Consider the following 14,387-nt stretch of genomic DNA (forward strand, 5'->3'; position numbering starts at 1 on the left):
TATGAGTAGCAAAAACAACAGTACAAACCCTTGTCTTAAAGCAAACCACGTTTGCGATAAAGCACAATACGAAGAAGCTTCACTTTGGGAAAAACTAAAATTAAACATTCACCTAGCGCTATGCCCTTGCTGCAGAAACTACACTAAAAACAACAAAAAACTGACTGAAGTTATAAAATCTTCAAACGTTAAATGTATGGATAAAACCTGTAAGGAAGCATTGAAAGCAAAATTCGATAAAGCCTTAAAAGAACAGGAAATCAGTTAAACATTAGTAAAAGTAACAGCCATAAAATGGGTAATCCTTCCACCCAAAATGAGCAATAATAAGGCCCTTGTTTAACTTCGGCATACTTCACAAAAAACAAAGTTATTGCACTTATTAAAAACATCACGAGCAAACTCCCCGAAGCTATGCTATCTTTAAAAAACTCCATCGTATAAAAAACGCCAAGTAACAGCATCCCCATAATTTTTGTTTGCTGTACCCCTATTTTCTGCGGAATGGTAGCCAACTTTAAGCTATCGTATTTTAAATCGCGAATTTCAAAAGGTAACATGATTACAATAATAAAAATCCAGCGCTGAATAGCTGTTAAAATAACATCGCTATCTATGCCGTAATCGTTATTAATTACAGGTAAGAATACGGTAACACCTGTCCATACCAACGCAATTAGGTACACCTTTAATCCTCCTATATTTCTTAAATTTTGTTTACTATCTAGATAAAATCTTCTTGGCAAAAATGGAATCGCGTAAAAGAACGTTACCACTCCAAATCCGGCTATAAAAAGTAAGGTTTCCAACTTCAGTTTCAACACATAATAACACATTAACACGAAGCAGAAAAAGGACAATATTTGTATCGCTTTCAACCAATTAGACAAACCCCTGTGATGAAACCTGGCAATACCAAAATACTTTACAAAATTATAACCTGTAACCGATGCAAAGAATACAAAAATGATAAGGTTTTCATCTAATATCAAATGAAATTCCAACAAGGTAATCCATGTTAACGCCACCACTGCACAGGCCACATGAAAACTACTGTTGATATAGAAATTCAGGAGTTGCTTAAAAACTTTCATAACACAAATGTAAACAAAGTGTTAAAGTTAATAGCCTGTGAATAAAAACACCCCCTTTTAGACAAGAAAACACACTTAATATTATGTACTTTTGCGGAATATTTAACAAAATTCAATTTTAATGAATACAAACGCTTTCGCATTGCGTCACATTGGGCCTAGAGAAGAGGATCAAAACCAAATGTTACAAACTATTGGTGTAGACTCTTTAGACCAGTTGATTTACGAAACTTTACCGGATGATATTAAGTTAAAAAATGGTTTAAACTTAGATGAACCTATGTCTGAGTATGAGTACGCTGCTCATATCATGGAATTAGGTAAAAAGAACAAAGTTTTCAAATCGTATATCGGTTTAGGGTACCACCCAACTATCGTTCCTGCTGCAATTCAAAGAAACATCTTCGAAAATCCAGGATGGTATACGGCTTACACGCCTTACCAAGCCGAAATCGCACAAGGACGTTTAGAGGCTATCTTAAACTTCCAGACTGTAGTTACAGAACTATCAGGAATGGAAATTGCAAATGCTTCGTTACTTGACGAAGGAACTGCAGCTGCAGAAGCTATGTCATTATTGTTCGACGTTAGAACACGTGACCAAAAGAAAAATAACGTAAATAAATTCTTCGTTTCTGAAGAAATTTTACCACAGACTCTATCTATATTACAAACGCGTTCTACTCCAGTTGGAATTGAATTAGTTGTTGGAAACCACGAAACTTTCGATTTCTCTAACGAATTCTTCGGTGCTATCCTTCAATATCCGGGTAAATACGGACAAGTAAACGACTATAGTTCATTTATTGCTAAAGCAGCGGAAAATGACATTAAAGTGGCAGTTGCTGCTGATATTTTATCATTAGCTACATTAACTTCACCAGGAGAAATGGGAGCTGCTGTTGTTGTAGGTACGACACAACGTTTTGGTGTACCAATGGGTTACGGTGGACCTCACGCAGGTTACTTTGCAACGAAAGAAGAATACAAACGCTCTATGCCAGGTCGTATCATCGGTGTTTCTATCGATGCTAACGGAAACCGTGCATTACGTATGGCTTTAGGAACTCGTGAGCAACACATTAAACGTGAAAAAGCAACTTCAAACATCTGTACTGCTCAGGTATTATTAGCTGTTATGGCTGGTATGTACGCTGTTTACCACGGACCAAAAGGATTACAATACATCGCAAATAAAGTTCACGCTTCGGCTGTAACAACTGCCGATGCTTTAAATAAATTAGGTGTTTATCAAACGAATACCGCATATTTTGATACCATTTTAGTAAAAGCTGACGCTCAAAAAGTAAAAGCTGTTGCTGAAAGAAACGAAGTTAACTTCTTCTATGTAGACGCAGAAACGATTTCAATCTCATTCAACGAAACAACTTCAATAAAAGACATCAACCAAATCATCGCGATTTTTGCTGAAGCATTAGGTAAAGAGGCTTTCACAGTTACTGAATTATCGACTGCTAGCAAATTACCAGCTTCTTTAGAAAGAACATCGTCTTTCTTAACGCATGATGTTTTCAATAACCATCACTCCGAAAGTCAGTTGATGCGTTACATCAAAAAATTAGAGCGTAAAGATTTATCATTGAATCACTCAATGATTTCTTTAGGTTCTTGTACCATGAAATTAAATGCTGCTTCTGAAATGTTGCCATTATCAATGCCAAACTGGAACAGCATTCACCCATTCGCTCCAATTGATCAGGCAGAAGGTTACATTACTATGCTTAAAAAATTAGAGCAACAGTTAAACGTAATCACAGGATTTGCTGGTACAACATTACAACCAAACTCAGGAGCTCAAGGAGAGTATGCTGGTTTAATGGCTATCCGTGCTTACCACATGTCTCGTGGTGAAGGACACCGTAACGTATGTTTAATTCCATCTTCAGCTCACGGAACAAACCCTGCTTCTGCAGCTATGGCCGGAATGAAAATTATCGTTACTAAAACAACTCCAGAAGGAAATATCGATGTTGAAGATTTAAGAGCAAAAGCTATTGAACACAAAGATGATTTATCTTGTTTAATGGTAACGTACCCTTCAACTCACGGAGTTTACGAATCATCTATCATTGAAATCACACAATTAATCCACGATAACGGCGGATTAGTTTATATGGACGGTGCTAACATGAATGCTCAGGTAGGTTTAACAAACCCAGCTACAATTGGAGCTGACGTTTGTCACTTAAACTTACACAAAACATTTGCTATCCCTCACGGTGGTGGTGGACCAGGAGTTGGACCAATTTGTGTGAATGAAAAATTAGTTCCTTTCTTACCAACTAACCCAATCTTAAACGTTGGTGGTGAGCAAGCTATCACTGCTATTTCATCGGCGCCTTACGGATCGGCTTTAGTATGTTTAATCTCTTATGGTTATATCACCATGATGGGTGCTGAAGGATTAAAAAGCGCTACTGAACATGCTATTTTGAATGCAAACTATATGAAAGCTCGTTTTGAAGGGCACTACCCTATTCTTTATACAGGAGAATGTGGAAGAGCGGCTCACGAAATGATTTTAGATTGTCGTGAATTTAAACAAAACGGAATTGAAGTGGGTGATATCGCTAAGCGTTTAATGGACTACGGTTTCCACGCACCAACAGTATCATTCCCGGTAGCTGGAACATTAATGATTGAGCCTACTGAATCTGAAGATTTAGCTGAGTTAGATCGTTTTTGTGATGCTATGATTTCAATTAGAAAAGAAATAGATGCTGCTACTGCTGATGATAAAAACAACGTATTGAAAAATGCACCTCATACATTAGCTATGTTAACAGCAGATACCTGGGATTTACCATATTCAAGAGAAACTGCTGCTTACCCATTAGATTATATCGCTGATAATAAATTCTGGCCAAGTGTTAGACGTGTAGACGATGCCTTTGGAGATAGAAATTTAGTTTGTTCTTGTGCGCCTATTGAAGCTTATATTGAAGCTTAAAACAGGCGTTGAACATCGTAAAATAATGTAAAATTGAATTTGCCTTTTATTGAAAGCTTGTATCTTGGTATACCTGCTACAATAAAAGGCATTTTCTTTTTATGAATATTAAAATTACAGGCTCTGGAAGCTACATTCCGGATACTATAGAAAAAAACGACGCTTTCCATCAACACCAATTTCTTAACACCGATGGATCGGTTATTAACCACCCTAACGAAGTTATTATTGAAAAGTTTAAAGCCATTACAGGCATTGCTGAACGTCGTTATGCCAAACCACATTTAAACTCATCAGATTTAGGTTTTTTTGCTGCCGAACGCGCCATTGCGGATGCCAAAATAGATCCTGAAACTTTAGATTACATTATCGTTGCTCATAACTTTGGCGACGTAAAACACAATACCATTCAAAGTGATGTTTTACCTTCTTTAGCTTCCCGTATTAAACATAGCTTACGCATTAAAAACCCGAAATGTGTCGCTTACGATATATTATTTGGATGCCCGGGTTGGATTGAAGGTGTTATTCAGGCACAGGCCTATATTAAAGCAGGGATGGCGAAACGCTGTTTGGTTATCGGATCGGAAACCTTATCGCGTGTCGTAGACAAGCACGATAGAGATTCTATGATTTTTTCCGATGGTGCCGGCGCAACAATTATTGAAGCTACCAATGACGAAGGTGGTATTTTAGCCCATGAAACAGCAAGCTTCACTTATGATGAGGCATACTTCCTCTACTTTGGAAATTCAAATAACCAAACTTTAGATAAAGACACCCGTTACATTAAAATGGATGGTCGTAAAATTTACGAATTCGCCCTGACTAATGTTCCTAAAGCCATGCAAAGCTGTCTAGATGCCAGTGGTGTCGACATTAAAGACGTTAAGAAAATTTTTATCCATCAGGCCAATGAAAAAATGGATGAAGCGATTTTAAAACGCTTTTATCGATTATATCGCACCGAAATTCCGAAACATATTATGCCTATGAGTATACAAACTTTAGGTAATAGTTCGGTTGCTACGGTTCCTACACTGTTTGATTTGGTAAAGAACAATAAATTAGAAAACCATAGCCTTAACAAAGGTGATGTTATTATATTTGCAAGTGTTGGTGCAGGAATGCATATTAACGCTATTGTTTACAAATATTAATAACACCGCTAAAGCGGAAATGCCAAATGTACGAAAACACATTTCCTAACAAACGCTTTAAACATACACTGGAATTTCTAAGAAAACATATATCAACCTCTGAAACGATTTTAGATTTAGGGGTTGTTAATCCCTTTTCTGAAATCATGTCGCAACAAGGCTACACTGTTGAAAACACTAAAGGTGAAGATTTAGATATCGATACCTCAACCATTGACAATTCATCAGCAGATGTCGTAACTGCCTTTGAAATTTTCGAGCATCTCTTATCCCCTTTTACGGTTTTAAAATCTATTAAAGCGGATAAACTGGTAGCTAGTGTTCCTCTTAAATTATGGTTTTCATCAGCATACAGAAGTAAAACAGATATGCTGGACAGACATTACCATGAATTTGAAGACTGGCAATTCGACTGGTTACTGGAAAAAGCCGGATGGAAAATTGTTGACCGTCAAAAATGGACCAATCCAACAAAAAAAATAGGGATTCGCCCTATGCTTCGTTTGTTTACGCCAAGATATTATATTGTTTATGCTGAAAGAGTTTAACTTTGAATCTTTAAAACTTCAATTTTGAATTTCTACATCATCATACCTGCGCATAACGAAGAGGATTCTATCGGCTTAACTTTAGAATCTTTAACCAAACAAACCTTACTCCCTAAACGGGTTGTAATTGTTAACGATAATTCTACCGATGGCACGCAAGCTATTGTAGAATCTTATGCCGCAAAACACCACTGGGTTCAATTGGTAAATTCACAATCCTCAAACAAACACTTACCGGGTTCTAAAATTATTAATGCCTTTTATAAAGGTTACGAGATTCTAGATGAAGATTACGACATTATTTGTAAGTTCGATGCCGACCTGATTTTCCCTGAAAACTATTTAGAGCAAATCGCCAATCATTTCAAAAACAACCCGAAACTGGGTATGGCAGCCGGATTCTGTTATATTGAAAAAAATAACAACTGGGTTTTGGAAAACTTAACGAACAAAGACCACATCCGAGGTGCTTTAAAGGCTTATACCAAAGCGTGTTATTTACAAATTGGGAAATTAAAACCCTCAATGGGTTGGGATACGGTTGATGAACTGTTGGCGAAATATTATGGCTGGTCAATTTTAACAGACGAATCGTTACATGTTAAGCATTTAAAACCTACAGGCATTAGTTATAACAAAGCTTCAAAATACTTGCAAGGTGAAGCCATGTATAAAATGCGCTACGGATTCACAATTACTTTAATTTCTGCTTTAAAATTGGCTTATAAAAAGAAAAGTCTCCCGCTGTTTCGAGATTACATGGCAGGTTATTTTAAAGCTCAAAAGAATAATATAGAACCATTAGTTTCTGTTGAAGAAGGCCAGTTTATTCGCAACTTGCGATGGAAAGGTATGCTGAATAAATTCAGTTCGAATTAACACTTTGCTTATTCATAAAAAACAATTAATTTGAACCTATATTCAAAATAGCATTTGTAAGATGAAAACTTTGGGACTTATACTCCTTTTCCTTTTTAGTTTTGTTGTTATATTCATCACTAAAGAACAATCAAAACCAAAGATTGTAAAAGTAAAAGAGGCAAACGCACAACAAGAATGTAGTACTTCAAACAACCCTGAAGAACATATTGGATGTTGTATAAGTTCTGGACGAGGTGCATATATACTGAATCAAAGTTCTGAAAATTAAAAACTCCAGTCTTTATAACTGCTTGAGGCTTCCAGTTTATTTTCAATAGCATCATCAAGTTCTGGAAAGAAGTCTATTCCGGTAAGCTTTTCAATAGAATCAACCGAAACAACAAAGTCATATAACGGTTTGTTTGAATCTTTATGCGGCATTAAAAAGGCTATCATTTTAGGTTGCCCCGAATTCATATCAATCAACACTTTGTAAAATTGATTTGGCACAGCCACATGTTCATTACCAATAGTTTTCAAACCTTTTTCTAAAACCCCTCCAGTAACCACAAACACGCCATCATACTTATTAGCCCAATAGCGAACTTTTTGTTCTAAAGTATTCCAGATACCAGCATTAAATTGATGTTCCTGCGGACTAATATTGCTTGTTAAAAAAGTTTCATCATGAGCTGACTGACTGTAGCGCCGATCTCCGGCCGGACATAAATGCCCTTTGTCGTAACCCGAATTTTTATAATTGCGCCAACTTGCCGCACCAGTTTTTACCGCATCATCAATTTCAAAATACGGACGCTTAAAATTCGTATTTGATAAATGCGCCTTTTTTAATTCGTAAGCCACCCATTCAGCTTGTTCAAATGCTTCATTGTAACTTAACGAATAACCTTCGTGATGGACTATTTGCCCCGTTGTACTTGTTGGCAGAAAATACTCATTAGTTTCAGTCTTTGCTGCTTTACCTTGCGTAACTGTTTCGGCCTTTTCTTCTTCTTTTAAAAAGTGTTCGTAACCATAAACTCCTAAAACAAGTACAACGGCAAATAGCGTGTATATACTTTTGTTTTTCAAATTAATCTAAAACAAATTCTAAAGGTTTTCCAATAATAGCTCCATTAGGAAAGCTAATGTCTAACAAAGCAGACATAGTTGGGGCAATATCGGTAATTTCGGTTTTATCGAAAGTCTGACCGTGTTTGATTCCTTTTCCAAAGAACAATAACGGCACATGTGTATCATAATCGAAACCAGAACCATGGGTTGAGCCTTTTCTTCCATAGGAAATATAGGCGGCGTTGTATTCGAAAATAATATCTCCCGAACGCTTTTGATTGTATCCTTTTTGTAACAAAGCTTCAAGACCAATTGGGAACGAGGTTGTACTCATAGTTGTTGCAGAATACGCTTTGTAAATATTTTGGTAACCAATAATTTCATTCACTAAAGCTTCCTGAACATCTTCCAATTCCAAATTCATTTCAGCAATTTTAGCACGGTCTAAAAAGATTTGATTATTACTGATATTCTCAATAAAGTTTGCACCGTATTTGTTTTGTAAAAAGCTTTCCATTTGTGCTCTTTCTTCCTTTGTATTCACATAACCCGCCGGAATTTTCACGCTTTGTAAATAAGCAGGAACATCAACTGCTGCATGATCGGCAGTTAAGAACACCGTATAGTTTCCTTTACCCACTTTTTCATCTAAAGCCTTATAAAAACGTTCTAAATCTAAATCTAAACGAATGTAAGTATCTTCAATTTCTTTAGAGTTTACTCCGAAATTATGTCCAACATAATCGGTACTTGAAAAACTAACCGTTAACACATCGGTATCATTATCCTGTCCTAATTGTTCACCAGATAAAGCTGCAATGGCAAAATCGGCTACAATACTATTTCCGTAAGCTGTTGCTTTAATAATATCGAATCCACCGTTTTTATCTTTTAACACATTCAAATCGTATGGAAAAGTTGCCGTTTCTTTTCCTTCAAAACCTTCTTCAAAATCGTTTAAGTCGGTTCCGCTTTCGGTATAGGTTTCAATATTGTAATAGGTATCCCAAGGCTTTAAATACGATTCAGCCGCATCAGATTTATTGAAATCTTTTACCCATTGTGGTAAATCGTTCATATAATACGTACTTGAAATAAAATCGCCCTGATCTTTTCCGTAGAACCAATAGGCAGCATTCGCTGAATGTCCTGCTGGTAAAATAGCACCCCTGTCCTTTACAGAAACTCCAATTGATTTTCCTCGCATTTGTGTGAACAATCTATTTTCATCTGCGAACGTGGTGGTTAACATACGGTGTGGCGACATTTTTCCTGCGCTACTTGTTGTTCCTACCGGATTTACGCTTTCGTCTCCGGCACAATACACCGATTTTTTCAAATCTTTATCATACCAATCGTTAGCTATAATACCGTGATATTTTGGTGTTGTACCAGAAAATACAGAAGCATGACCAGGTGCTGTTTTTGTTGGCACATAATTAAAATGATTATTCTTGCAGTTAAATCCTTCATTCATCATGCGTTTAAATCCGCCTTCGCCATATTTGTTATAAAAACGCGTTAAGTAATCGTAACGCATCTGATCTACGATAATTCCAACAACCAATTTAGACTTATGCGTAAAATAATAAGACGATTTTTCAGTAGTTTCTGACACCTTAGGCTGCTCCTGTGCTTTACACGCCATTACAAATATTGCGACTGATAAAAGAGTGGAAATTTTTTTCATGATAAAATTTTTATAAAGATGCCAAAAATACTCGTTAAATGAAATCATAATTTAAATTTAACGTTAATTACCTGTTACTTTTTTTTACTTTAGCACTATTAAATTTGCATATGACTTATCTACACAATATTGGCGCATATTCTTTAATGGTTGTTAATATGTTTCGCAAACCAACTAAGTGGTCGGTAATGAAAACTTTAATACTTAAAGATGTTGACGATTTAGTTATAGGCTCCTTAGGTATTGTTGCCTTTATTTCATTTTTCGTTGGTGGTGTAATTACCATTCAAACCGCATTAAACATTGACAATCCTTTAATTCCGAAATACCTTGTAGGTTTTGCTACCAGGCAATCTATTATTTTAGAATTCGCTCCTACGTTTACTTCTATTATTATGGCTGGAAAAGTGGGATCTTTCATAACATCAAGTATTGGAACCATGCGTGTTACCGAACAAATTGATGCTTTAGAAGTTATGGGGATTAACTCTTTAAACTACCTTGTGTTTCCTAAAACTGTAGCCTTAATGCTTTACCCATTTGTAATTGCTATTGGCATGTTTTTAGGGATTTTAGGCGGAATTGCAGCCGGTGTTTTTGGAGGCTTTACATCACTAGAAGATTATATCCTAGGTATTCAAACCGATTTTACGCCGTTTCACGTTACTTACGCCTTTATAAAAACTTTTGTATTTGCTTTTGTTTTAGCTACCATACCATCGTTTTACGGGTATTATATGAAAGGTGGCGCTCTTGAAGTTGGTAAAGCCAGTACAACCTCGTTTGTATGGACCAGTGTTGTTATTATTGTATTAAACTATTTACTAACCCAAATGCTATTGAGTTAATGATTGAGGTAAAAGATTTACATAAATCGTTCGGAGACACGGAAATTCTAAAAGGTATTACAACTACTTTTGAACAAGGAAAAACCAACCTTATCATTGGGCAAAGTGGTTCGGGTAAAACTGTATTTTTAAAATGCTTATTAGGCCTTTTTGAATACGAAGAAGGTTCTATTGCTTACGACGGAAAGATATTTTCTCGATTATCTGATGCTCAAAAACGTGATTTACGTGCCGAAATTGGCATGGTATTTCAAGGCAGTGCGTTATTCGATTCTATGACCATTGCGCAAAACGTAATGTTCCCACTAAAAATGTTTACCAAGCAAAGTAAAAGCGAAATGGAAGATCGCGTAAACTTTGTTTTAAAGCGGGTAAAACTTGAAAATGCACACAACAAAATGCCGAGTGAAGCTTCCGGAGGTATGCAAAAACGTGTTGCTATTGCTCGTGCCATTGTTAATAACCCTAAATATTTGTTTTGTGACGAACCAAACTCTGGATTAGACCCAAAAACTTCTATAGTTATCGACAATTTAATTCAGGAGATTACAGACGAATATAAAATTGTTACAGTTATCAACTCTCACGACATGAATTCTGTAATGGAAATAGGTGAAAAAATTGTGTTTCTTAAAAATGGTTATAAAGAATGGGAAGGCTCTAAAGACACCATCTTTAAAACAGATAATGCATCGGTAACAGACTTTGTTTACTCGTCAAACTTATTCAAAAAAGTAAGACGTATGTACATTGAAGAAAACGAGTAATTCCTTTTAAATTTCACATAAAAATAAACCCGACTACTATTGTCGGGTTACAACTAAACTATCTAGTTTATATTTTTGTCTTAACCATTTTTCAAGTTTCTCCTGCTGACTGCCAATATCCTTTTCCTTTATTTTTTTAGTGTCCCACTTCGCTGTAATAACCGATAAGGTATCTGTTTTATTAAAGTTTGACGTAATAACACTTGAATACGATAATTTATCTATACCATCATACAGAATTTTCACTTCCTTAGTTAATTCATCAAACGGAATTTGTAAACGTTCTAATTTTTCCAAGCTTTTTAGTTTACTTTCAAGAAATACAATTTTTTGAGATTGCCCCAGTAAATCAATCGAGTCACGATAACGAATTTGTTCCATATACTTTAGGTTATCCAAATTCTTACTTTTATTCTGATTAAAGATTAAACTACTACTTTTTAAGGCATCATATTGCAGCATTCTATCCTTTAATAAAGCAATGGTGCTTTCCGGAACCTCATCTAATCCGAAGGTGTTTAATTCTATTGCCGACGGCACTTTTTTATCTTCAGAATACCTGTACGAAGCATTTTTTCTAATATACTCGGCATGAGGTAATGCTGCTAATTCCCTTTTAATGAAATTGCGGGCATCTACTTCAAAACGGCTTTGCTGCAAAACGTTTATGAACGTCCAAATGGCCGGAATCATTACTACAATAGCCAAAGTCATCGCAAATCGGCTAATACGTCTGCGTCTGGCTGAATTGGCATATTTAAGCATTGGGAATTTTAAAACCTTCAACACTAAAAAGGTTGCCAATGCGATAAAAATAGTATTGATAATAAAAAGATAAAGCGCTCCCAAAGCATAACGACCTCCTTTAGCAAAATCCTGTTCGAAAGCGACAGACAATCCATAACCAACGGTACATAACGGAGGCATTAAGGCCGTAGCAATCGCTACACCAAAAATTACAGATGCAATGGTTCCTTTTTTAGTTCTGGCAATAATTAAAGCCGAACCACCAAAAAATGCGATAAGCACATCTCGAATATCAGGTTGCGTTCGTGCCAATAGCTCTGAAGACTCTTCACTTAAAGGGAAGAACCAGAAAAACAGGAAGGCAGTTATCACACTCAATACAATCATTACCCCAAAATTGACTAATGATTTTCGTAGTGTATCAATATCATTAATAGATACCGAAAGACCAATACCTAAAATAGGGCCCATTAACGGCGATATTAACATGGCACCAATAACAACTGCGGTTGAATTCGCATTAAGTCCGATAGATGCTACAAAGATGGAACAGACTAAAATCCAAGCCGTAGCTCCTTTAAACGGAATATCGTTCTTTATTGCCTGAATCGTGGCTTCTCTATCGGTATCATCACGGAAATCGAGTAATTCACTAAAAAAGCGTTTAATACTTAAAAGTAGGCCCTGAGCGTCCTTTTTAACAGCTTCTTTTCGTTCATCAACAATATGTTCCTTTTTTTGTTCTTCATCAGAAAAACTGAACTTGTTTTCTTCCATTGGTGTGAGATTACTAGTAATATACTAAGATAAAAAATAAATGGTTCGGTTATTAATCTTTTCAATTAAAAACCGAACCATTATAATTCTGTATTATTTTGACACCTATCCGTACTGCTCGCCGTAAGTATCTTTTACCTTTTTAAGAACTTGTTTTATATCCTGTTCTTTGGCCTTTGGATAAATAAGCAACACATCCTCTTTATCTACAATAATATAATCTTCTAAACCATCAACAACAACAATTTTATTATTTTTAGTTCTAATCATGTTCCCTGATGCGTCTTCGGTAAGCGTTCTGGCATTAACTACAGCATTATTAGCACTGTCTTTACCCAACTTATCGTATAAACTTCCCCAGGTCCCTAAATCATTCCAATCGAACTCAGCTGCAATTACATATACATTTTTAGAGGTTTCCATAACCGCATAATCCACCGAAATGTTTTCTGCTAATGGATAATTTTCAGCAATAAACGCTTCTTCGGCCTCTGTATTATAAGTCTCAATACCCTTTTCAAAATGCGCATACAAACCTGGCTGATTATTTTTAAAAGCTTCAACCACACTTTTCACACTCCACATAAAGATACCTGCATTCCACAAAAAGTTACCTTGTTCTATAAAAGCCTTAGCCGTTTCATAATCTGGCTTTTCTCTAAACTGATTTACCGATTTTATATCTTCAGTTGAAGATTTATCAAATTCGATATAACCATATCCAGTATTTGGGAATGTTGGCTGAATACCTAATGTCATCAAGGCATCATGCTTTTCGCAAAAGCTAAAGGCCTGCTCCACATTTTTAGTAAAAGCGGCTTCATCTTCAATCCAGTGATCACTAGGCGCTACAATCATTACAGCATCTGGATTTTCCTTTTGTATTTTAAGAGACGCATATAAAATACATGGTGCAGTATTACGCATAGCGGGCTCTAAAACTACCTGACGTTCGGTAACTTCCGGCAATTGTTCTAGAACCAAATCGTTGTACCTCTCGTTAGTTAAGATGAAAATATTTTCTTTAGGAATTAATCTTGATAATCTCTGAAATGTTTTTTGGATAAGGGTATCACCCGTTCCCAGCATGTCGTGAAACTGCTTTGGAAATTCTTCTGTACTTACAGGCCAAAACCTAGATCCTACTCCTCCTGCCATTAATATGGCATAATAATTTTTATTCATTTATGTTGATTTTGTTTAAAGCCAATGTATTTTTCAACATTTTATTTACCTTAAACTAATTATTGGTTACTAATTCTACTTCTGCATTTGGATTAAACAAATACAACCGTCCGGTTTTAACTTCAACACATTCAAAACGCTTGGTTCGTTTACCACTCATTTTAAAAACCCGCCCGTTGTAAAGTTTAAATATGCTCCCTAAAGGCACTTCAAATATATAAGTTTTGTCGTTAGCTTCATCAAACTGTTTTAATGCTAACGCTAAATTAACATCGGTATCGCTTGAGGCTTTCGGATTTTTAAAATGCCTTGCTAACAAAGGCAAAAGACTATCTGGAAAAATTTCAGGATTCAAAAATGGTAACATTAAATGCTGAAAGGTTCGCTTCCATTCTATTCCGTGTGGTTTAATCAATCTGCCATAAGTCCTGTAAGCTTCAAAATGAGCAATCTCATGAATTAAGGTTATTAAAAACCGGTATTCATTTAAGTTTGAGTTTACGGTAATTTGATGCTTGCCGTTTGGCAATCTCATGTAATCCCCATGACGGGTCTTACGTTCCTTTTTTACTTTAACAACTAAATCATCATGATTTAAAAGACTTATAACTTGTGGAATAGCATTTACCGGAATGTAATCTTGAAGTTTTTCATGCATATACACA

General features: G+C 35.8%; 14 protein-coding genes. 8 read left to right on the top strand and 6 right to left on the bottom strand.

The window, feature by feature from the left end; genetic code table 11:
- Nucleotide 1: 1 nt before the first annotated feature.
- Nucleotides 2-268, top strand: coding sequence for a hypothetical protein (locus NO995_RS03095; RefSeq protein WP_240571887.1), 267 nt, complete (start codon nt 2-4; stop codon nt 266-268).
- Here NO995_RS03095 and NO995_RS03100 read toward each other — a convergent pair.
- Nucleotides 261-1,094 (bottom strand): hypothetical protein, encoded by an 834-nt coding sequence (locus tag NO995_RS03100; protein ID WP_258226215.1) that lies wholly within the window; start codon nt 1,092-1,094, stop codon nt 261-263. The genes NO995_RS03095 and NO995_RS03100 overlap by 8 nt on opposite strands.
- A 121-nt stretch (nt 1,095-1,215) precedes the next feature.
- On the opposite strand from NO995_RS03100, the gene gcvP reads away from it, so the two are divergent.
- The 5 genes from gcvP (at nt 1,216) to NO995_RS03125 (ending at nt 6,923) form a co-directional block, all read left to right on the top strand.
- The gene (gene gcvP, locus NO995_RS03105; protein WP_258226216.1) at nt 1,216-4,065 is read left to right on the top strand and encodes an aminomethyl-transferring glycine dehydrogenase; all 2,850 of its coding nucleotides are present in this window, start codon (nt 1,216-1,218) and stop codon (nt 4,063-4,065) included.
- 101 nt (nt 4,066-4,166) lie between these two features.
- The gene (locus NO995_RS03110) at nt 4,167-5,225 is read left to right on the top strand and encodes a 3-oxoacyl-ACP synthase III family protein (protein WP_258226217.1); all 1,059 of its coding nucleotides are present in this window, start codon (nt 4,167-4,169) and stop codon (nt 5,223-5,225) included.
- A 26-nt stretch (nt 5,226-5,251) separates the two neighbouring features.
- Nucleotides 5,252-5,773, top strand: a complete 522-nt coding sequence (locus NO995_RS03115) for a class I SAM-dependent methyltransferase (protein WP_258226218.1) — start codon at nt 5,252-5,254, stop codon at nt 5,771-5,773.
- A 24-nt stretch (nt 5,774-5,797) separates the two neighbouring features.
- The gene (locus NO995_RS03120; RefSeq protein ID WP_258226219.1) at nt 5,798-6,652 is read left to right on the top strand and encodes a glycosyltransferase; all 855 of its coding nucleotides are present in this window, start codon (nt 5,798-5,800) and stop codon (nt 6,650-6,652) included.
- A gap of 70 nt (nt 6,653-6,722) precedes the next feature.
- Nucleotides 6,723-6,923 carry a hypothetical protein gene (locus NO995_RS03125; protein ID WP_258226220.1) on the top strand — a complete coding sequence of 67 codons (201 nt, stop codon included), beginning with the start codon at nt 6,723-6,725 and terminating at the stop codon, nt 6,921-6,923.
- On the opposite strand, the gene NO995_RS03130 is transcribed toward NO995_RS03125, so the two are convergent.
- On the bottom strand, nt 6,920-7,726 hold the full coding sequence (locus NO995_RS03130; RefSeq protein WP_258226221.1) for a DNA/RNA non-specific endonuclease: 807 nt from the start codon (nt 7,724-7,726) through the stop codon (nt 6,920-6,922). The genes NO995_RS03125 and NO995_RS03130 overlap by 4 nt on opposite strands.
- 1 nt (nt 7,727) lies before the next feature.
- Nucleotides 7,728-9,398: an alkaline phosphatase PafA gene (gene pafA / locus NO995_RS03135; RefSeq protein ID WP_258226222.1), complete on the bottom strand. Its 1,671-nt coding sequence runs from the start codon at nt 9,396-9,398 to the stop codon at nt 7,728-7,730.
- 110 nt (nt 9,399-9,508) lie between these two features.
- Here pafA and NO995_RS03140 point away from each other — a divergent pair, with 110 nt between their 5' ends.
- Complete coding sequence (locus NO995_RS03140) at nt 9,509-10,246, top strand: ABC transporter permease (RefSeq protein WP_240571896.1); 738 nt, start codon at nt 9,509-9,511, stop codon at nt 10,244-10,246.
- Nucleotides 10,246-11,013: an ABC transporter ATP-binding protein gene (locus NO995_RS03145; RefSeq protein ID WP_258226890.1), complete on the top strand. Its 768-nt coding sequence runs from the start codon at nt 10,246-10,248 to the stop codon at nt 11,011-11,013. Before NO995_RS03140 ends, NO995_RS03145 begins: the two co-directional genes overlap by 1 nt.
- A 36-nt stretch (nt 11,014-11,049) precedes the next feature.
- Here the strand turns inward: NO995_RS03145 and NO995_RS03150 are convergent, their stop codons facing one another.
- The 3 genes from NO995_RS03150 to NO995_RS03160 form a co-directional block, all read right to left on the bottom strand.
- Nucleotides 11,050-12,537 carry a DUF389 domain-containing protein gene (locus NO995_RS03150; protein WP_258226223.1) on the bottom strand — a complete coding sequence of 496 codons (1,488 nt, stop codon included), beginning with the start codon at nt 12,535-12,537 and terminating at the stop codon, nt 11,050-11,052.
- Between the two features lie 105 nt (nt 12,538-12,642).
- Nucleotides 12,643-13,722 (bottom strand): mannose-1-phosphate guanylyltransferase, encoded by a 1,080-nt coding sequence (locus NO995_RS03155; RefSeq protein WP_258226224.1) that lies wholly within the window; start codon nt 13,720-13,722, stop codon nt 12,643-12,645.
- 55 nt (nt 13,723-13,777) lie between these two features.
- Nucleotides 13,778-14,380, bottom strand: coding sequence for a SprT-like domain-containing protein (locus NO995_RS03160; RefSeq protein WP_240571900.1), 603 nt, complete (start codon nt 14,378-14,380; stop codon nt 13,778-13,780).
- Nucleotides 14,381-14,387: the final 7 nt, after the last annotated feature.

The organism is Aestuariibaculum sp. M13, from assembly GCF_024723255.1.
Classification (GTDB): domain Bacteria; phylum Bacteroidota; class Bacteroidia; order Flavobacteriales; family Flavobacteriaceae; genus Aestuariibaculum; species Aestuariibaculum lutulentum.

Excerpts from the sequence above, each read along its gene's own strand:
- NO995_RS03095 (WP_240571887.1), top strand. The coding sequence starts at position 2 with ATGAGTAGCAAAAACAACAGTACAAACCCTTGTCTTAAAGCAAACCAC.
- NO995_RS03100 (WP_258226215.1), bottom strand. The coding sequence starts at position 1,094 with ATGAAAGTTTTTAAGCAACTCCTGAATTTCTATATCAACAGTAGTTTT.
- gcvP (WP_258226216.1), top strand. The coding sequence starts at position 1,216 with ATGAATACAAACGCTTTCGCATTGCGTCACATTGGGCCTAGAGAAGAG.
- NO995_RS03110 (WP_258226217.1), top strand. The coding sequence starts at position 4,167 with ATGAATATTAAAATTACAGGCTCTGGAAGCTACATTCCGGATACTATA.
- NO995_RS03115 (WP_258226218.1), top strand. The coding sequence starts at position 5,252 with ATGTACGAAAACACATTTCCTAACAAACGCTTTAAACATACACTGGAA.
- pafA (WP_258226222.1), bottom strand. The coding sequence starts at position 9,398 with ATGAAAAAAATTTCCACTCTTTTATCAGTCGCAATATTTGTAATGGCG.
- NO995_RS03140 (WP_240571896.1), top strand. The coding sequence starts at position 9,509 with ATGACTTATCTACACAATATTGGCGCATATTCTTTAATGGTTGTTAAT.
- NO995_RS03145 (WP_258226890.1), top strand. The coding sequence starts at position 10,246 with ATGATTGAGGTAAAAGATTTACATAAATCGTTCGGAGACACGGAAATT.
- NO995_RS03150 (WP_258226223.1), bottom strand. The coding sequence starts at position 12,537 with ATGGAAGAAAACAAGTTCAGTTTTTCTGATGAAGAACAAAAAAAGGAA.
- NO995_RS03155 (WP_258226224.1), bottom strand. The coding sequence starts at position 13,722 with ATGAATAAAAATTATTATGCCATATTAATGGCAGGAGGAGTAGGATCT.
- NO995_RS03160 (WP_240571900.1), bottom strand. The coding sequence starts at position 14,380 with ATGCATGAAAAACTTCAAGATTACATTCCGGTAAATGCTATTCCACAA.